Source organism: Paenibacillus turicensis, assembly GCF_050461185.1.
GTDB lineage: Bacteria > Bacillota > Bacilli > Paenibacillales > Paenibacillaceae > Fontibacillus > Fontibacillus turicensis_A.
This window is the reverse complement of record NZ_JBCMOR010000005.1, coordinates 243,549-263,986: the sequence shown is the minus strand read 5'-3', so window position 1 is coordinate 263,986 and position 20,438 is coordinate 243,549. Positions and strand designations below refer to the sequence as shown.

Sequence of the window (20,438 nt, the reverse complement as noted above, 5' to 3'; positions counted from 1 at the left end):
ATATTTGTAAACGACTAAAATATTAGATTCCTTGTATTCGGAATTCTCTAGGTCGCTGGAGGGATTGTACTATCCCACAATCCCCCAAGCTTTAAAAACAGGTATGGAATCTGTGTTCACTTCGTTGCACTTTCCATATTTGTAAACGACTAAAATACTAAAAGAATAAAAACACTAGAGTTTCTTCCTCTCGGATTATCTCTAGTGTTTTTGCGAAAAAAGCTCCTTCGCTGCTGGAAATAATCCTATGCAGTAAAGGAGCTTTAGTTCAAGGTAATCACAATTATATGAACAATCATGCAATTACACGTTTACCGGATTGCAATATCTTTATAGTACCTTACTCAGGAAGTCACGTGTTCTTGCTTCCTTCGGATTGCCGAACACTTCTTCAGGTGTGCCTTGCTCTACGATTTTGCCGCCATCCATGAATAGAATGCGGTCGCCAACCTCACGCGCAAAGCCCATTTCGTGGGTTACGATCACCATCGTCATGCCGTTTTCGGCAAGTTTTTTCATGACGTCTAGCACTTCTCCAACCATTTCAGGGTCAAGCGCAGAGGTAGGCTCATCAAACAACATGACATGAGGCTCCATCGCTAATGCACGTGCGATGGCAATCCGTTGCTTTTGTCCACCAGATAGCTGAGATGGATAGGCATCTTTTTTATCCTCTAAGCCAACTGTTTTCAGTAGGTTTATGGCGATCTCATTTGCCTTTTGTACGTCTAATTTTTTCACTTTAATTGGTGCCATTGTGATATTCTCTAACACCGTTTTATGAGGAAATAAATTAAAATGTTGAAATACCATACCCATTTTTTGTCTAGACAAATTAATATTATAGGATTTATCTGTAATATTTTGGTCTTCAAATGAAATCGTTCCGCTTGTAGGGACTTCTAACAGGTTTAAACACCGTAAAAAGGTACTTTTCCCTGATCCAGATGGTCCAATTAATACGACTACCTCACCTTTTGTAATATTGAGATTAATCCCATTCAAAATTTGAAGCTTACCAAACTTCTTGGTCAAGTCATTAACGTTGATCACGACTCATCAGCCTCCTTTCGAACAAGCCCAAAATTTTAGACAACGTAAAGGTAAGAATAAAGTACATAATACCAATAACAAGATAAGGCGTTAAGCCATCATAAGTCATCGTCACGATACTGTTAGCTTGGTACATCATTTCTGCAAAGCCAACTAAGTATACAATCGAAGATTCCTTAATAATTGTAATAAATTCATTCCCAATTGCAGGCAATACGGTTTTTAATGCTTGTGGTAATACGATAAAACGCATCGTCATCCCTTGACTCATCCCAAGTGAACGAGCCGCTTCTGATTGTCCACGATCCACACCTTGAATCCCCGCACGAAAGATTTCAGCTAAATAAGCAGAGCTATTAATAATTAATGTAATTGCACCAGATTGCAGTTCAGTAAATTTAAGGTCTAGAGCCTGCGCCAGCCCATAATGAATAATAAATAATTGCACTAACATTGGTGTACCACGTAATACCTCAACCCAAATTGAACCCAGCGCTTTTAACACTTTAAATCGGGACATCCGCATTAATGCCACAATTATACCTACAATAAAGCCACCTAACACCCCGATAGCGGCTAATAATAAAGTAGATTGTAGACCGGATAAATAATAGTCTCGGTATTCCCAAAACACCTCAAATATTTTCATAAATATGTTCCTTCCTCATCCAAACTTACAATATGATCTTTCATTAGAACCGTCAGGCTTAAATCATGCTTTCATTTAAAATTCCACTATCATTGTCATACTGCTTACTCACACTCAAAATAAAACCCTCACAAACTAAAAAAGAAAATGACCTGAACCGCCATTTTCCTGTCTAGGTCATTATTGTACTACGTTTTTTATTTTTTTTCAGCTAGCTCTGTTGCTTCTAGCACAAACTGCTCAATTTTATTTTCAGCCTTAAGTCTGTCTAACGTTTTGTTAACTTGGTTCACCATTTCGGTGTGTCCCTTTTTAATACCTACCACATAACCTTCTTCTTCCGCTTGTGGTTTTGCATCTGTTATAACTAAGCCTTCTACGTTTTTGACAAAGGATTTAGCAACTGGACCTTCCATAATTGCTACATCAACTCTGCCTGATTTTAATTGCATTACAATGTCAGAGTTTTTAGCCAATGAAGTTAAGGTTGCTCCTTCGATCTCTTTAGCAATACCTTCTTGAATGGAGCCCATTTGCACCCCAATTTTTTTACCTTTAAGAGCATCTACCGTTTTGTAGCTGTCTTTATTTTCTTCTAAAGTTACAACTGCCTGCTCTGCCGTATAATAAATGTTAGAGAAGTCAATTTCCTTTTTACGTTCTTCTGTAGGGCTAAGTCCAGACAAGATCAAGTCAATCCGTTCACCTTTAAGTTCATTTAAAACAGAAGAGAAAGGCATATCCTTAATTTCAAGCTCAACACCTAAGTCCTTAGCAATTTCTTTTGCGATTTCTACATCAAAACCAACAATTTCATTTTTACCATTAGATGATTTAACTTGAAATTCATAAGGTGGAAAATCTGCACTAAGTCCAATAATTAATTTACTAGAATCAATCGTTAGCTTACTGCCACTTGCCTGACTTGTTGTTGAATTTTTAGGTTGGTTTGCTTTATCTGAATCTGTATTTTTAGCAGCTTTTTGTCCACATGCACTTAACATAACAACAGATAAAATTAAACTAATTGTAATAAGACTCCATTTTTTCATTCTTTGTGATCCCCCTACTGTAATATCAATAACCTGACTAATTATAATATAGTTTGAATATATATGCAAAGGCTAATTTCGTAACTTTTATTTACCATTAATGTTTGCTGTTTTCCTTATTTCTATGCTAAAAAATACCCTTGACTTTCCCTATAAGAGAGAGTCATGGGTATACAAGTTCTGATTAGTAAGATAATTCAAACTTTACGATTAAGATTAGACAATTTAGATTGAGCAATAATTTATCAAATTAATTTTAAATTTTTTCACAATTTCCAATCATCGATTTAACAAGCTACCTACATAACGAAGCAGTTCATTTGCACAAATCGGGCAATAGCCATGCTCATCGATAAGCCGTTTGCTAACTTCATTGATTCGTTTTAATTGATTTTCGTCTGGGGTTTTGGTTGAAGTTGTAATTTTAACGATGTCCTTTAAATCTGCAAACAATTTTTTCTCAATCGCCTCGCGCAAGCGATCGTGATGGTGATATTGAAATTTGCGCCCTTTTCGAGAATAAGCTGAAATTCGTATCAAAATTTCCTCACGAAATGACTTTTTCGCATTTTCTGAAATGCCAATCTGCTCTTCAATGGATCGCATTAACTGCTCATCTGGATCAAGCTCCTCATCTGTAAGTGGATCACGAATTTTTGTCCAATTACAAAACGCTTCAATATTGTCCAAATAGTTATCAAATAACGTTTTCGCAGATTCCTCATAGGAATACACAAACGCTTTTTGTACCTCTTTTTTGGCAAGCTCATCATATTCTCTACGTGCAATGTTAATAAAGTTTAAATATCGTTCCCGATCCTCCTTCACAATTGAAGCATGCTGATCCAGTCCATCTTTAATCGCACGAAGGATATCAAGTGCACCCATGCAGGCGACATCCTGTTTAATTAAGGCGCTGGAAATGCGGTTAATGACATACCTCGGATCAATCCCTGACATGCCTTCATCTAAAAATTCAGTTTGTAATTCCTTTAAATCTGCGTCCCTAAAGCCCTCTACCTCTTCCCCATCATATAGTCTCATCTTTTTCACAAGGTCTACCCCTTGCTTTTTACTTTCCTTTAGCCTAGACAAAATAGAGAAAATAGCTGCCGATCGCAATGCATGTGGGGCGAGGTGGACATGGTTCATATCACTTTGCTTAATGAGCTTTGCATAAATTTTTTCTTCCTCTGACACCTTTAGATTATAAGGAATTGGCATAACAATCATCCGCGATTGCAATGCCTCATTTTTTTTGTTGGCAATAAAGCTTTTATACTCTGCTTCATTTGTGTGGGCAACGATCATTTCGTCAGCGCTGATCAAGGCAAATCGCCCTGCTTTAAAGTTCCCTTCCTGCGTTAAGGACAATAAATTCCATAGAAATTTCTCATCACATTTCAGCATTTCCTGAAACTCCATCAAACCCCGATTCGCTTTATTTAACTCCCCATCAAACCGATACGCTCTTGGATCAGATTCCGAGCCAAATTCCGTAATGGTTGAAAAATCAATACTTCCAGTCAAATCGGCAATATCCTGCGATTTAGGATCAGACGGGCTAAAGGTACCTATTCCAATTCTACGATCCTCGGATAAAAGCACTCGCTCAACGGGAACATGCTCAATATCTCCGTGAAACTCCTGCTCTAATCTTAATTGACAAATCGGACACAAGTTCCCTTCAATTCTAATACCTAACTCCTGCTCAATTTGCGGACGTAAGGCATGAGGAATCAAATGTAATGGGTCTTCGTGCATAGGGCAGCCTGCAATGGCATACACTGCACCTTGCTCCGTTCGAGAGTATTGCTCAAGCCCCCTCTTTAACAAGGTAACAATTGTTGATTTCCCACCACTAACAGGTCCCATTAACAGCAATATTCGTTTACGGACATCTAACCTTCGAGCTGCAGAATGAAAATATTCCTCTACTAGCTTTTCAATCGCATGATCTAATCCAAATATTTCTTGTTCAAAAAAGGCATATCGTTTGCGACCATCCACTTCCTCGATCCCATACGATTTGATCATTTCGTACACTCTAGCATGAGCGGTCATTGCAGGCGTAGCATCCTTTGCAAGCAGCTCTAAATAGCTTTTTAAATTTCCATGCCACTGTAGTGCATCACTTTCCGCACGATAGGCTGAAATACGATCAAATATATCCATGCCAGTACCCCCTGTCATTTGTGGATTGCAGGACAGCTTTTACTGATATATGTAAAGGGCAAAATTATCTGTAAAAGTGTATTACATACCTATGCAAGGAAACAACAATACTTGACCATTTTTTAAAAGCATCTTATGTTAAGCCACATGTCATATTTGTATGCTACACTATAATGTGAACTAAGCATGGACAAGGGAGAGGACAATTTCAATTATGGCTGTTATGCATGAAAGTGAACTCTATGCACCACTTAAACAGTTTTTTGAGCAACATGGTTATACGATCAAAGGTGAAGTTCGTTATTGTGATCTCGTTGGAATGAAGGATGGAAGCGATACTCCTTTAATTGTAGAAATCAAAAAAACCTTTACGCTTGCTTTATTACTTCAAGGGCTAGATAGACAAAAATTAACCTCAAACGTTTACGTGGCGGTGGAAAAAAATCGCAGTAAAAAAGGATCTCATAATCAGCGTTGGTCTGATATTACGTCATTATGCCGTAGGTTAGGACTTGGCTTTATTACAGTCACCTTGTATAAAACAAAAAAACCACTTGTAGAGATCATGTGTACACCACAACAAAACCTTGCTGTGGATGGGCTTGCAAATGACACCGCAAATATAAGCGGTAACCTGTACGGCACCTCCCCTACTCGTAAAAGTCCAAAGAAGGCAGCACGTTTAGTCCACGAATTTAAAGAACGTTCAGGCGATTATAATGTAGGAGGAAGCTACGGCACTAAGCTAATGACCGCTTATCGGGAAAAGGCACTTCGTATAGCCCTTGTGATGACAGATGGGGCTATTATGGCACCAAGACAAGTGAAGGCGCAGAGCGGAATTGGAACAGCAGGTGCAATTTTGCGTGATAACTATTATGGATGGTTTGAGCGAATAGCCAAAGGTAAATATAAGCTTAGTGCATTAGGGCAGGATAGCTTAACCCAATATGCATCAGTCATTTCAGGCTGGGATCTCACCGCAACGACCAAAGACAGCGATAGTAACGCCAGCAACGTTAGCAAGAGCGAGCTGTAAAATCCTCTAAAATCTCTTGCAAAATGCTTATTCCTTTTTTTATGACTGCCTCTGGGTATGCAGCATAATTAAGACGAAGCCATTGCTCTTGTTGAGAAGTAACATCGTCATCATCTCTGTCTCTTCTTTCACTATACCAAAAGTCAACGCCTTGAAGCATCGCTGCCTGAAGTAGATGACGTGCTTGTAAGTCTGAACGCAGGGGGAACCAAATGTATATCCCCTCCTTTACAATGTGCCCTTGGCCAGCCATACAGCGATGCCATTCCTCACTATCCATCAGCTGTAGCATTAGTTTACCTCTTGCTTCATATATCTCCTCCAACTGTAACAGATGTGTTTCCCATGAAAATAACGGATCAGTGAGCTTGTAATGTAATCGCTGTGCAGACACAATCCCTTGGTTATCACTCATGAATTCTTCGTTGTGTTTTGCACGTGCTGTCAACTCCCTCGCCCCTGATACCCAAGCTAACGAAATATCGGGAAACCATAATTTTTGTAAGGAATACACGCCATACATAAATGGAGATTGTGAAAGTGTGATGGGATGTAGCATGGTCGTTTGATCAACTATAATGGGGATTTTGTTAGAAGTTATGAACTCTGCTATTTCACTACAATTCAGCCAATCTACAACTTCATGTGAGCCTGAGCCTACAATAATGCAAGCAGGAGTCTGGAGCTTATATTGATGCTGAAGCCATTCTAGCGGGACGGGCGATTTTATTATTTTAATTTTTGCTTTTTTATCTTTCAGTAATCTAGTAATTTCCGGAGCCAAGGGAGGAACGATCCAGACTTCTTCAGCACTTTGCATAAGCTCCGCTAATAATTGACTCCACAACTTTTCTATACTAGTAGCGATCCATAGTGTATTCATAATGCTACCATTCATAAAGTGGTTCTTAATCCACGATAACAACCAGCTTTGTAGTTCATCTCCATTTAGTCTATTTGCGCCCCAATCTCGTGGTAGCACCACACCTCCATCCCCACAATTTTGAGCAAATGAGATCATTGTCCCACGTTTTTTATGTCTCTTTACCGTTTGCAAAACATGAGCAGGCAGTTGTTGTACTAACTCGTTGAGCCACACTTCCATTTCTCCTTCCCCTCTCCCATAAAATAGGAAAACTATGTTAGCTTTTTGATAATAGAATAGGGTCATGTTAAAATAATAGCTGGAAATCATAGAGAGGTGATTGTAATGTCTTACCCTACGGAGCCTACACCAACAACTCTGGCTTCACCAAACAACAGGCGAAATCGGAGGCCTTCCGTAAAAAATGTTTTAATAACTTGGATCGTTTTAATTATTTTAGGTGCTACAGCAACAGTGCTATATAGTAACTATATGAAGAAATCGATGCTGGAACAACTCAATTTACAAATGACTCAAGAAATTAATACCATGAAAAAGGACAACGCTGCAAAAATAGAACTGCTCACCGCTCAGGTTACGGAGCTAGAGGGCAAAGTCCAGACATTTAACGAATTGCTCACCTTTACAAAGGATAATAGCAATGACAAAACGGATAACAGTAACAAGCTCTATTCTCAATTAAATGATGTTAAGAAGCAGCTTTCTAAGCTTCAATCACAAATGGACTTATTAAAATGATTGCACCACATAAACAAGTAAATCGTTTCTTCCTATTATTAGCGGGTCCCTTACTTGGACTATTCATTGGACTTGTAATTAGTGGAGTGACGATTCAATTATTAGCTGCGAATGAAAGTTTGTCTGAGCCTGAGACGTTATCCAACCAGTTAGTCAGTATTAACGAGGAGTTACAGCATTCCGAAAACTTAGCACGCAGTATAAGCGCCTCGATGAAAAAAACAGTAGATTTGTATAACAAAACGACGTCTACGATGAAATCAATTAACCAGCTATCAAAAAAAACAGCAGAGCAGCCAGAGAACATCTATAATAATCGGATTACAACAAAGCTGGGAACGCCTTATGCCAACATCCAAAGTGATAAGATTCGGATTGAGATGTACAAGGTTAAACCAGGCACCTATGAAGGTTATGCGATGAAAATCAAGCTAAAATCAGCCGATGCGATGAAAATGGTGTTAGCCAAGGACAAGCTTGGTGCAGCAGAAACGACATTGCAGGCAGTTCAGCGATCTGGCGCAGTTGCAGGGATTAATGCGGGTGGATTTGCAGATAGCAAAGGGCAACGTTATCCATTAAGCACTACCGTTTTGGACAAAAAATATGTTGGGGGCTTCGAACCTACATATAAAGATTTATTTTTTGTAGGATTAAATGAACAAGGCAAGCTCATTGGCGGCAAATTTAGTCAACAAGCTCAGCTTGATTCACTTGGCCCTGTATTTGGAGCTTCTTTTGTCCCCGTGCTTATGAAAAATGGAAGTAAAACGACCATTCCGGATAAATGGAAAACCTCACCATTACGTGCACCACGTACAGTCATTGGTAACTATAAGGATGACCAACTCATTGTCTTTGTAGTGGATGGTTATGATGAAAGAGGTGGCTCAGGAGCGACGCTAGAGGAATTACAAGGCAGAATGGTCAAATGGGGCGTACAAAATGCCTACAATTTGGATGGTGGTGGCTCCTCCTCCCTTGTTGCTAACAATCGGGTTGTAAATCGCCCTTCTGATGGCAGCCTAAGAGCCGTTCCTACTCATTTTTTATTTTTTAAATAGTGGAAGAATTCGTGGTTGTTGGTCAACCACGAATTCAAATATGAAACATGTGGAGATATATCGTAAGAGGAGTTTTATCCTCTTTAAGATGTATCTCCTTTTAATTTTATGATTACAAACTTAATTGTTTGTACTCTAATTCATTTACAAAGGTTTCTCTCAGCATAAATAAATTATATTATTTAAGGCTCAATCTTGAAATCAGTGCTTGACCGCTAACCCAAACTAGCGAAGAGACAGAGCGATCCTGAAGATTGTTTTTTAAAATCAGATTCCACCAATACATTTACATCAATTAAAAGGAATATGATTTTAACACAATCGCAAGAACGCTCTGGATCGTAGCTACCACCCTCTATTTGCTATCAAGTACTAATTTATTAATAGAGCCTTATTTAAATTACTCGTTAAAATATTATTTAAACAAATCAGGATACATTTCCTTCGCTAAAATTTCCATGCCATCAATCGTATTGTAGCCATATCCAAATAAATAATTGTATTCTACAGCGTAAATTTGCTTGTTTTTAATTGCCTTCATGCTAGAAAGCTTAGGGTTGTTATATAAGCCTTCTTTGATTTTATCAGGTGATGCTCCCCCTGTTGCTGTCCAATTTGGAATAATTAACACATCTGGGTCGGTAGCAATTAAGGTCTCTATACCCACGTCTGCAGTTTGTCCATCAAAGGCATTAGTCAGTTTAACCATCTTCATCGAATCATTTAAAAACGATTCATTCCCCGCTGGATAGACAAAAACTTCTTTGTCATCAGACATGTGTAAGTAGACAAATGTTTTTGGATCGGTAATCGTCGTCAATTTACTTTCAATACTTTGTTGTCTTGCCTGTAATTCCTTAATGTAGCTTGCTGCCTTTTCCTGTACATTAAAGATTTTCCCTACATTTTCAATATCCTTATACACAGATTCATAAGTGCTCCCAGTAACAGATGACTCTAGCACATATGTTTTTACACCCATATCATTTATGCTATCTACGGTTCCTACACCCCAGTCAGCATTGTCAAACAAGCCACCACGACCAAAAATAAGATCAGGATTAGCGCCAAGTGCAACCTCTTTGCTAATATAACCGGTACTTAATTTTTTTAATTTTTCATACTCTGCTGATACCGTTTGGTCTGCTTCCCCAAAATCAGCACCAACAGCAGCTATTTTATCAGCTAAGCCTAAATGTAACAGTAGCTCTGCGGCAGGCTTCGTTGTTGCCAACACTCTTTCTGGCGCCTTATCAAACACTTGCTCTTTCTTTTCCCACGTCGTTCCACCTTCAACTTTTTTAAAGTTTTGGATGGTAAGTGGATAACTTGTTTGTGTTGACTCCTTTTGTGTATTGCTAGCTACATTACTATTTACTTGTGTTGTATCCGTTGATTTGGTGTCATTTTTGCTTCCACAAGCGCTTAATACAAATACTGTTGCTAATAGAGTTGCCGTTAACATTACTAGATTTCTTTTCATGAAAATGTTCCCCCTAAATTAAATTCCGTATGCAAAGCTTAAACCTTTTGTAACTGGATTAATGTACGTTTGACATTTAACTTGATAAAGTGACTCGATTGTTTTTGGTGTTAATACCTCGTTAGGTGCTCCATGGGTATAAACTTCACCGTCTTTAATCGCATACAAATAATCGCAATAATAAGCGGCAGTTTCTAAATCGTGTAGAGCAGCTAGCACACCAATGTTTAAACCTTTTACACATGACAAAATTTCAAGCTGGTATCGAATGTCTAAGTGATTTGTAGGTTCATCCAAAATCATAAATTTCGGCTGTTGTGCGATCGTTCGGGCTAAAATTACTCGTTGCTTTTCCCCCCCAGATAAAGACAAGAAGCTACGATCCTTGTATGCTACTAAATTAGTTCTAAGTAATGCATCCTCTACAATGTCATAATCTTCTCTTTTATCGCTTTCCAGCATCCCTTTATGTGGGGTTCGTCCTAACATGACCATCTGATGCACCGTTAAATCAAAATGCATTTCATTAAATTGGCTCACCACCCCTAATTGCTGAGATACTTTTTTTTCAGAGGTTTTCAGTAGATCAAGATCACCTAAAAAAACAGTTCCATTTTGGGGCATTAAGCTTTTATAAATACTTTTTAATAAAGTAGATTTGCCACAGCCATTAGGTCCTATTAACCCTACAAATTGCTTTGATTTGACCCAGACTGAAACGTTTTTCACAATCTCCTTTTTGCCAAGCGTAATTCCGATTTCGTTTGCAGTTAATTCCATTGCATTACCCTCCGAAATTGTAGCCTTTTTTAACAATCATATAAATAAATAATGGCGAGCCAATGACAGAAGTAATAATGCCAATGGGTAACTCGACATTTTGGATTAGCGTTCTGGATAAAATATCTGACCATATTAAAAATAATCCGCCTAACAAGAGTGAGGCTGCCATCAATTTGCGGTGATCTGCACCAAATATCCCTCTAGCAATATGCGGGATAATTAAGCCAACAAAGCCAATCATACCTGAATACGCAACCATCGTGCCGGTAATTAATGCGGTAGCAATCATATATATTTTGCGGTACACACTTAAATTAATGCCTAACGTAACAGCGGACTCATCCCCTAACAACATCGTATTTAATACACGGTATTGGGAGAGAAATAAAATCACACCAACAATAATGACAGTCGCAAGAATCGGCGTTTTGTCCCAGCTTGCAGATGCCAAGCTTCCCATTGACCAAAAGGTAACCGATTTAATTCCTTCAGCATTGTTAGCAAAATAAACGATTAGACTTGAAAATGAACTACATAAAGCCCCTATCACCACACCTGACAAAACGAGCTTCACAGATGTTGCTTTGCCGCCAATGCTAGACAAGATCAGCACCCCAAAAGCAGTAATTAATGCACCTGTAAAAGCGCCAAATGCGATTCCAAATTGCGATAGTATTGCACTACTGCCAAATCCAACTAAAATTGCAAAGGTTGCCCCAAGTGATGCCCCTGAGGAAATGCCAAGTATGTATGGATCAGCAAGTGGGTTTTGGACTACCGCCTGCATAACGACACCACATAGAGATAAGCCTACTCCAATCAATAAAGCGAAGATAACTCTAGGCATACGAACCTGCAAAATAATATTTATAAACGATGGGTTCTCAATATGCTCTAATGAGCCAAAGTGCCCGTTAGTGATGGAATGAAGCATAATATTCATCGCCTGATTAAAGGGAATATGAACTTGTCCAATCGACACAGAGAACACTGCTGAAACTGCAATCAGACACAATAAAACAAAAATAAAAATATATGACCAACTACTAAACCTTTGATCTACGTGTGGGTTACTCAACAATCTCACCTCCTTATCCATTTACATAACTGATACTGATAATCATTATCATAATATACGATGAATTTCCTAAAAATACAATCCTTAAAATGAATTTTTCGTTATTTATAACAAAGAAAAAGATATCTCCATTGCCTTTTCTGGCGTATGGGATATCTTTTTTATGTTGCATTTTTATTCACTCTTAACATCAAATACGTATCTTAAATTTTTACTTGAGCTAAGCTTGCGCCTTTAACAAATAATCGCTCAATTGCCTTCTCGACTGCTGGATCAGCAACTAAAGGTGGGGCTTGGTGAGGCTTAGTACGAGCATCTATAATCATTTGGTCACATCCCCAATGCTTGAAGCGATACCCGCTATTCACACCATATATATCGTGGGATGGATTACTTCTTGTAAAAGTGACCCATAGGAAGTTTTTTAAATTCTCACTAAGGAAAGAAGCATCATCACACAAAATGATCATTGGACAACCCTCAAGGCCTCCTCTGCTTGCTAATTCTTGCCCTAATGTATTCAACTCATTTTGCTCATTTTTATTATCTGTAAAGGTCGGTCCTTGTAGTGCCACAATACCTGGCATCACCAACTTAGCAGACTCATAGCCACGAAGCTGTTTTAATGTACTTGGCACCTCTGTGCACAATGTTCTTTTTTGATCGCCATAAGCTGCAAATACGACTTTACTTCCTTGGTTTAATCCAGAACCGGAATAATCAAGCGTATCGATGGTCGTATTCGTATGGAAATGAAGATCGCGATGCAAATCCATTCGCTCTAAAATATACGTTAAAAAGTGCTCAATATTGTGTGTGCTTAGTTTTTGATCCTCTTCTGCGGTAATAAATAAATATTTTGCTAAACTAAGCTGACCCGTTCCCAAAACTCGATTAGCTAATGTTAATAGCTCTGCGGGTTGCTTTGTTTGCTGATAAGGTGTATACCGCTCACTTCCAATTGCAAATAACAACGGATGAACCCCAGCAGCATCTACCGCATGTACTTCTTTTAGCCCAGGGATTTCTTGACCAATCGCATCACCTGTAATTTCATGAATTAATTCACCAAACGACGTATCCTCCTGCGGTGGTCTTCCTACTACCGTAAATGGCCAAATCGCATTTTGTCTCGCATATACTTTATGCACCTTCATTACAGGGAAGGGATGAACAAGACTATAGTAACCTAAATGATCACCAAAAGGGCCTTCAGGCTTAGTGCCTTCAGGATATATTTCGCCTGTAATTACGAAGTCAGCATCATTACTAATGCAATAGCCATCCACATAGCTATAACGAAAACGACGTCCTGAAAGCAAACCATTAAAGGTCATTTCGCTTAACCCTTCAGGAAGTGGCATAATTGCAGCTATCGTATGTGCAGGTGGGCCTCCTACAAAAATACTCACCTTTAGTGGTTTACCTTGCAATGTAGCTTTATGCTGATGGACACCAATCCCGCGATGAATCTGATAATGCAAGCCAACCTCATGATTTAGCTCATAATCATTGCCGTCTAACTGAATCCGATACATTCCTAGATTAGAATTCATAATGCCAGGATGCTCTGGATCTTCAGAGTAAACCTGAGGTAGCGTAATAAAAGCACCACCATCCATCGGCCAATGCTTGATCATAGGTAAATCAGATATGTTAATTTCCTGTGCCATGACGGGACGTTGTCCCCCCTTTTTCCAAGGCAAGGCATGAAGAGCTGAAAATGCCGTTTTTACATGCTTAAAAGGATTTTTTAAAGCCTGCATCGGATTACCTCTTAAATTAATGACAGATTGCGCAGACTCAAGTGTATCTCTAAACATAAATTTACTACGTTCCATTGATCCAAACAAATTAGAAACGGCACGAAATTTAGTACCCTTAACATTTTCAAATAAAAGGGCAGGACCCCCAGCCTCATACACCTTCATATGAATGGCAGCCATTTCAAGATGAGGATCTACCTCCTCCTTAACTCGGATTAAGTGACCATGTCTTTCTAAATCATTTACACAATCCTCTAAACTGCGGTACATGCCATAAGCTCCAATCTATCTTGTATTTTCATTAGTAAGAAATTCAATAATATCTAGTCATTCATTGCAAATATTAGCTTTAATTAAGCTATCTATTTAAGTTAAAAGGAATTCATAGATGTTGTCAAATGAGCTAGCTTTAAACAGACACTGAAAAAGCAAAAAACGCACCCAATTTCTTGGATGCGTCACATGTGTAGCATAATTCACTTACATGAATATTATGCAAATTGGTTCATTTCAGTCATACACTGAGAACAAATCGTACGTTCCTTAAATTCAGAAACCTCTACCATTGAACCACAAAATACACATTTAGGGCGATATCTTTCAAGAATAATATGATCTCCTTGTACTAAAATCTCTACAGGATCTCCTTCATTCATTTGATATCTTTTACGTAAAGATTTAGGCAACACAATACGCCCCAATTGATCTACTTTACGAACCACACCAGCTGGTTTCATAATTTTGCACACCTCTCCTGTTATAATACACAAATATGTAAAATAATTAGTAAATCGATCTTCCTATATTTCGCCATTAATTTCTTAATTCCTGCTACGTTTCGACAAAAATTGTGAATAATTAATTCATATTTTCAAAATTTAACTGTCTTAGCGCCTCATATACAACAATTGCAGCAGAATTCGACAAATTTAGCGATCGAACCTTATCTGTCATTGGCAAACGCATCAAGGTATCTGGATGATTTTGTAAAATTTCAGGTGACAAGCCTTTGGTCTCTTTTCCAAAGACAAAAAAGTCCCCATCCTGAAACGTAAAGTCACTATATCTTTTAGTTGCTTTTGTAGTAGAGAAAAAGAATCTGCTACCTTTATACTTCTCTTCTACCTCAGCAAAAGAATCGTGATATTCAATATTTACAGCATACCAATAATCAAGACCTGCCCGCTTTAAAGTGGCATCATCTGTACGAAAGCCAAGTGGTCGTACCAAGTGAAGATGGACGCCTGTTGCCGCACATGTTCTTGCAATATTCCCTGTATTTGCGGGAATTTCCGGTTCAACAAGTACAATATGTAAAGCCATTTTCTTATTCACCCCAAACCTATAGTTGCAAATTACTACATTTTAATGCAAAAACCTTTCGCCGTCAAACAACGAAAGGTTTTAAGTGTTTTTCGTACAATTTTTATGGCTCAACATATTAATCAATGCTTGACAACAGAGCCCAAACTAGCGGAGAGACAGAGCGATTCTGAAGATTGTCTCTTAAAATCAAGTTCCATCCATAAATAGACTTCAATAAAAAGGAATATGATTTTTACACAATCGTAAGAACGCTCTGGATCGTAGCTTCTAGCCTCATGTCATTGTCAAGTACTGATTTAAAAATAGAGCGTTAATAATTAACCATTTTTTTGTTGGAAACGATTCATAAAATCAGTTAAGGCTTTCACACTGCTGTAAGGTACAGCATTATAAATGGAAGCACGAAGTCCCCCTACACTGCGGTGTCCCTTCAAGCCAACAAAACCTTCTTGCTCTGATTCCTTCGCAAACTGCTTTTCAAGCTCCTCAGAACCTAGACGGAAGGTGACGTTCATAATAGAACGGCTATTCACATCTGCACAACCACGATAGAAGCCACCACTTTGATCAATCGTGTTATAAAGCAAGCTTGCTTTTTCATTATTTTTTTGCTCAACCCCTTGTAAGGAGCCTTGCTCTTCAATCCATTTGAGCACCTCATTGATCATATATACGCCAAAAGATGGTGGTGTATTGTACAAGGAATTGTTATCTGCATGTGTATCGTAACGTAAAATAGTGGACAAATGAGACGGTGAATTTTGCACCAATTCCTCGCGCGCTAATACAACCGTTACACCGGAAGGACCCAGGTTTTTCTGAGCGCCTGCATAAACAAGCCCAAACTGCGATAGATCAAATGGTCTACAAAAAATATCACTAGACATATCTGCTACTAATGGGATATTACCTGTGCTTGGAAAATTATGAATTTGTGTTCCTTCAATCGTTTCATTAGAAGTAACATGAAGATAAGCCGTATTTTCTGGCAAATCAAGCTGGCTTAAATCAGGCATCGCTAAAAATTTTTGCTCTTCAGAAGAAGCAGCGACAAATGTATCACCAATCAGCTTCGCTTCTTTAATCGCCTTATTTGCCCAGCTTCCAGATTTCACATAACCAGCACTTTTACCTGCTGTTAACAAGTTCATAGGTACCATCGCAAATTGGGTAGATGCCCCGCCTTGTAAAAATAATACCTTGTAGCCTTCAGGGTTACCAAGCAAATTAAGCAAGCGGCTTGCCGTCTCATTATGAACTTGCTCATACACTGCACCACGATGAGACATCTCCATAATTGACATTCCTGTACCCTGATAATCCACAAATTCAGCTTGTGCGCGTTCCAACACTTCAAGCGGCAATGCCGCAGGTCCAGCATTAAAATTATAAGCTCTCTTACTCACTGCTTCCCCCATCCTCTCATCTGTTTGTTTCAACAGTTCATGTTCAATCCTTCTTGTCCACATTTGGATAAACATAATGATAGCAACTATTTCTGGCTTCATCAAGAAAATATTGCATTAAAAGAGTAATTGTTTGCAGAATTGACACATTAACGCTTTATCAAGGCAGAGAAATGAAAAAATTCATAGCTTCGTGTCCACTTATACACATCGCCTGGCGCAACCTCAATCTCAATAAAGGTTTCTGGAGAGATAACATGCCCACTCCCCCAAACCGCAACATTTTTTAGTGGAAATTGACTTGTCTCACGCACTCCGACACCACTTGGCTGGTGAATCAATTCCCATAACCAAGGAGATTTTAACTTCGTTGGTGTATTAGAGCGAAAATAAAAGGGAGCAACTGCTGGCTGTTTCCACGAGATTAGAGTGCTAGTTTGCTGCTTAGTAAAAATAAGATTTTGGATCGTCTCTGGATCATCATAAGTAGGTTTAATTTGAAAAGGAAATTTCAGCATATACTCATCACTAACAACATGGTTATCAATACCAATAAAATTATGACAATATTCTGTTGTGTTCAGCTTTAAGTCTCCTACATTATGCAACTCGTAGTGAATGTGTAATGAATTTTCGACTAGGTTCACTTGTTTTTTAAGCTGAAAGGCATAACCTTGGCAAGGTTTAGGTAAGCTAATAAATTTAATTGTTGCAGCATTAATCTGCTCCACGATAACCTCATATGGCTCAATAGCGTAAGGAAAATCAAATTGATATTCTCGATTATCTGGTTTAGTTAGTAAGCCAACGCCTATTTTTGAAAATTGCTGAGTGGGTAAAATTTCATCATAACCAATCGCCTGAGATATCCCAAACTCATTACATAATCCTATTCCGTTTGTTCCTTCACCTGCTATTAGACTTTCAGGCACACAATATTGATGACTCCCGTCTAATAGCTCAATTCCAGTAATAAAACCAGTCCAATCAAAACGTGCACCTTGATATTTTCCGGGAAATGCAATGTGCACAGCTAGCCTATCATTCATAAGCTGGTAGGACATGAGCATCGCTACCCTTTCATTTAAATTAACTATTGACGAGCTTCAGACCCGCTCTAGCTTCACCTTTAACGTATGGGTATGACCTGCATCAAGCTCAGTAAATAAGACACGTGGAAGAACACATTTGAATTCAGAGTTCACCTGCTCCTGAGGCAAGCTGCTTACTTTATTGCCATTCAGCATAATTTCATGTTTATTAATTTGATATTTACCATAATCAAGCCGTTCCTTATTTTCATATTCGATACGTAATTTCCGATCTCCAAATAATGTTTCTACTCTAGCGATTCCCTCTTCATCAAATTGCTGTGCTAGTAGCTTCGGCTCTAACTGCAAATCGCCATAAAGCCCCTTCACACCATACACCTCTGTTAATTCAGTTAACAATAACCAGCTTGCAGAACCCGTCAAATACGTGTACATCCCACGTCCCTTGGCGTTAATATATTCTGGAACACCAGGATACATCCGACTGACAGGAAAATTAGCAGATAACTTGTAAATAGAGTTAAGAACGTCATACCCCTCTTGAACAAAACCTCGTTTATAAAGTGCATTAGCATACATCACGGTCATATGACTAAACATCGCACCATTTTCTTTATGCCCAAAAGCAAAACCAAACGCTCTACCTAAATTCTGTTGAATCTCTCCAAAATTAGAATTTAACCGATAACCAATATCATCATCCTTTAAATAACAATCCACAGCAGTAATTATTTCTTTAACTTGCTCATCTGTTGCTACACCGCCCATAATCGGGAATACCTGACCTGTTAGGGTCATACGAACCCCGTTAGGATGATCCCCCTCTACTCGTTTAGCATCGTTATTATAATAACCGTTATACCAGCTGTATCCTTCCTGATTTCCAATCCACTCATTTGTACGAAGATGTTCTGTTAACCACATTGATTTCTGATGAAGGTCATTAGCCACCTGAACAATATCCAATTCAAGCTGTTTGCCACTTATCGAAGGCATTAGGCTATCATAATAGCATTCAAGCAACGCTTGCTTCGTCTCAATACTGTTATAATCGATAGGGCGAGACAACGTATCTAGTAAAATGGTCATCTCTTCGGCTAATGCAATTTTCTGAACGTTACTACGATCATGCAAATCTAGTAATAGCTTAACGATTTCTTTTAAATTACTAGCATAAAAAGCTGTAAATGCCACACTTTCCCCTTGATCTGCACCAAGATCCAAGCCATCATTCCAGTCTGCGCCCTCTAGCTTAATATTTCCATGCTTACCTACATGAAAAAATGGAGTTATATTTTGCAATATCATATGTTCAATAATTGTTCCCTTATATATATGTCCATGCTGATCTACCAGCTGATTACCTTGATTTACATTCCATTCTTTATCCTTCACCTGACAACGTCGATGAAAGGCATCACTAAAATACGTCTGCGGCTGAAGCAATATATCTACATCACCAGACTGATGAATATACAGTAGTGTAGTTAATAGCGGCCATGCGCCATGATCCATCCATACTCTTGGTATGTTGTTGCGATCAGCAATAAATTGACCTGGCTGACTCCCAATAATTGTTGCATTACTACCATCAATACGGACACCAGCATAATTATTAATTAGTAAACTACGTACCTCTGCTGGCTCCATCACCATTAATGCTAAACAATCCTGCCACAAATCACGCCAGCCACGACCCCCACGTCCATAATCATGATAAGGTAAAAAGGAGTTACCATACAATCTTCTCAAAATAGGCTGAATTGTGACCCATTTCAGCCATAAATTATAGTCAGAATCACCAGATTGGAACGACAATACGTCTAGCTTATCATTCCAATATTGTTCTGTTAATGTAAGCCAACTATCAAATTGCTGTTCTGATAAATATTTATTTCTTAATTCATGCCCTTCAATATCTCCATCAGCAATCATCATCATCGTTATATAGCTTATGGACTGTCCTGGAGCCAACTCTACTGTAGCAAAACGCAAACCACCTACCGCCTCATACCCCTCAATAACTTCCCCTGTATGTGCAGTTGGCTCCATATTAGCAACAACAGCCTTAGGCCAACTAAATGTGCCACCTTCACCAATAAAATCATCTACGATTGGAAAAAAGCCAATAGGGCTTTTCCCCTGACCTTCTGCCCCAAGTACAGTATAGGTTTTATGATTCACCCGATGCCCACGCTCATCAAAGGATAACGTTGGTTTAACGGTGATGCCATACGATAAGGTATATATTCGATGAAGCAATGAGGTGACGTGTCGATGATCACGTAAATCATCCGCAGACCGAGCATACAATGGGATGACAGAGGTTGGCGTAAACGTAATTGGCGCTGTAGATGTATTTGTAATTTTCACCTTCATCAATTCAACTTGATCCTCACTTGGGGGGACAATATTGGTTGTTTCAGCTTCTAAACCAAGCCTTTTATGTTTTCTCTTAAGCTTATGCCAGAGAAATCCAGCCTCAATCTCACTTTCCTCCTCTTGCCCACTGAATTTTAACCCTTGCTGCTGTGCAGAATTCCCACTAACAGACCATGCCCCTTCACCCTCAACAAACAGCCAAAAGTTTCTCGCTGCGTTGGAATTATGAAGGGATTCTACAGAGATCGGCTCCATTAAAAATGTGTTATGTCCCGAGGTAATGCTACCATGAAGTGTAGGTGTGACCGCTGACATCATCCCTGCTTCATTCACAAGTGGAAAATACAAATAGTTACTTTTGTCCCCATGCTTTAATTGAAAAACACCATGGCGATCCTTAAAGCGCCAGCTTTCTTGTTTCATTTGCCAATCCTCCAATTTTAAAATATATATAGTTTTCCGAAAATATTTTCGGATATTATGCTTAAAATTTAATATTTTTACGA

17 protein-coding genes are annotated in these 20,438 nt (G+C 38.7%); 3 read left to right on the top strand and 14 right to left on the bottom strand.

Annotated elements, in window-relative coordinates; all coding sequences use genetic code 11:
• Positions 1-330: 330 nt before the first annotated feature.
• From ABE099_RS03265 to ABE099_RS03250, 4 genes are all read right to left on the bottom strand, one after another.
• Complete coding sequence (locus ABE099_RS03265; RefSeq protein WP_430027327.1) at positions 331-1,053, bottom strand: amino acid ABC transporter ATP-binding protein; 723 nt, start codon at positions 1,051-1,053, stop codon at positions 331-333.
• Positions 1,040-1,702, bottom strand: coding sequence for an amino acid ABC transporter permease (locus tag ABE099_RS03260; RefSeq protein WP_430027325.1), 663 nt, complete (start codon positions 1,700-1,702; stop codon positions 1,040-1,042). The genes ABE099_RS03265 and ABE099_RS03260 overlap by 14 nt, the downstream gene beginning before the upstream one ends.
• A gap of 197 nt (positions 1,703-1,899) precedes the next feature.
• A complete protein-coding gene (locus tag ABE099_RS03255; RefSeq protein ID WP_430027323.1) occupies positions 1,900-2,754 on the bottom strand; it encodes a transporter substrate-binding domain-containing protein in 855 nt (284 codons plus the stop codon).
• Positions 2,755-3,033: 279 nt separating this feature from the next.
• A complete protein-coding gene (locus tag ABE099_RS03250) occupies positions 3,034-4,929 on the bottom strand; it encodes a PrkA family serine protein kinase (protein WP_430027321.1) in 1,896 nt (631 codons plus the stop codon).
• A gap of 214 nt (positions 4,930-5,143) precedes the next feature.
• On the opposite strand from ABE099_RS03250, the gene ABE099_RS03245 reads away from it, so the two are divergent.
• The gene (locus ABE099_RS03245) at positions 5,144-5,968 is read left to right on the top strand and encodes a DUF2161 domain-containing phosphodiesterase (protein ID WP_430027319.1); all 825 of its coding nucleotides are present in this window, start codon (positions 5,144-5,146) and stop codon (positions 5,966-5,968) included.
• On the opposite strand, the gene ABE099_RS03240 is transcribed toward ABE099_RS03245, so the two are convergent.
• Positions 5,949-7,073 carry a hypothetical protein gene (locus ABE099_RS03240; RefSeq protein ID WP_430027317.1) on the bottom strand — a complete coding sequence of 375 codons (1,125 nt, stop codon included), beginning with the start codon at positions 7,071-7,073 and terminating at the stop codon, positions 5,949-5,951. The genes ABE099_RS03245 and ABE099_RS03240 overlap by 20 nt on opposite strands.
• Positions 7,074-7,178: 105 nt before the next feature.
• Between ABE099_RS03240 and ABE099_RS03235 the strand changes: the two genes are divergently transcribed.
• Positions 7,179-7,592 carry a hypothetical protein gene (locus ABE099_RS03235; protein ID WP_430027315.1) on the top strand — a complete coding sequence of 138 codons (414 nt, stop codon included), beginning with the start codon at positions 7,179-7,181 and terminating at the stop codon, positions 7,590-7,592.
• Positions 7,589-8,656: a phosphodiester glycosidase family protein gene (locus tag ABE099_RS03230; RefSeq protein ID WP_430027313.1), complete on the top strand. Its 1,068-nt coding sequence runs from the start codon at positions 7,589-7,591 to the stop codon at positions 8,654-8,656. The genes ABE099_RS03235 and ABE099_RS03230 overlap by 4 nt, the downstream gene beginning before the upstream one ends.
• Before the next feature lie 415 nt (positions 8,657-9,071).
• On the opposite strand, the gene ABE099_RS03225 is transcribed toward ABE099_RS03230, so the two are convergent.
• From ABE099_RS03225 to ABE099_RS03185, 9 genes are all read right to left on the bottom strand, one after another.
• On the bottom strand, positions 9,072-10,139 hold the full coding sequence (locus ABE099_RS03225; RefSeq protein ID WP_430027311.1) for an ABC transporter substrate-binding protein: 1,068 nt from the start codon (positions 10,137-10,139) through the stop codon (positions 9,072-9,074).
• Positions 10,140-10,157: 18 nt separating this feature from the next.
• Positions 10,158-10,919, bottom strand: coding sequence for an ABC transporter ATP-binding protein (locus ABE099_RS03220; RefSeq protein ID WP_430027309.1), 762 nt, complete (start codon positions 10,917-10,919; stop codon positions 10,158-10,160).
• A gap of 4 nt (positions 10,920-10,923) precedes the next feature.
• Positions 10,924-11,955 carry a FecCD family ABC transporter permease gene (locus tag ABE099_RS03215; RefSeq protein WP_430030431.1) on the bottom strand — a complete coding sequence of 344 codons (1,032 nt, stop codon included), beginning with the start codon at positions 11,953-11,955 and terminating at the stop codon, positions 10,924-10,926.
• Positions 11,956-12,203: 248 nt separating this feature from the next.
• Positions 12,204-14,036 (bottom strand): UbiD family decarboxylase, encoded by a 1,833-nt coding sequence (locus ABE099_RS03210; RefSeq protein WP_430027307.1) that lies wholly within the window; start codon positions 14,034-14,036, stop codon positions 12,204-12,206.
• Between the two features lie 221 nt (positions 14,037-14,257).
• Positions 14,258-14,503, bottom strand: a complete 246-nt coding sequence (locus ABE099_RS03205) for an AbrB/MazE/SpoVT family DNA-binding domain-containing protein (protein ID WP_210088901.1) — start codon at positions 14,501-14,503, stop codon at positions 14,258-14,260.
• Between the two features lie 121 nt (positions 14,504-14,624).
• A complete protein-coding gene (trmL, locus tag ABE099_RS03200; RefSeq protein WP_210088900.1) occupies positions 14,625-15,089 on the bottom strand; it encodes a tRNA (uridine(34)/cytosine(34)/5-carboxymethylaminomethyluridine(34)-2'-O)-methyltransferase TrmL in 465 nt (154 codons plus the stop codon).
• 320 nt (positions 15,090-15,409) lie between these two features.
• Positions 15,410-16,510: a 3-phosphoserine/phosphohydroxythreonine transaminase gene (gene serC / locus ABE099_RS03195; protein WP_430030429.1), complete on the bottom strand. Its 1,101-nt coding sequence runs from the start codon at positions 16,508-16,510 to the stop codon at positions 15,410-15,412.
• Between the two features lie 137 nt (positions 16,511-16,647).
• On the bottom strand, positions 16,648-17,547 hold the full coding sequence (locus ABE099_RS03190; RefSeq protein WP_430027304.1) for a hypothetical protein: 900 nt from the start codon (positions 17,545-17,547) through the stop codon (positions 16,648-16,650).
• A 57-nt stretch (positions 17,548-17,604) separates the two neighbouring features.
• Complete coding sequence (locus tag ABE099_RS03185; RefSeq protein ID WP_430027302.1) at positions 17,605-20,355, bottom strand: GH36-type glycosyl hydrolase domain-containing protein; 2,751 nt, start codon at positions 20,353-20,355, stop codon at positions 17,605-17,607.
• Positions 20,356-20,438: the final 83 nt, after the last annotated feature.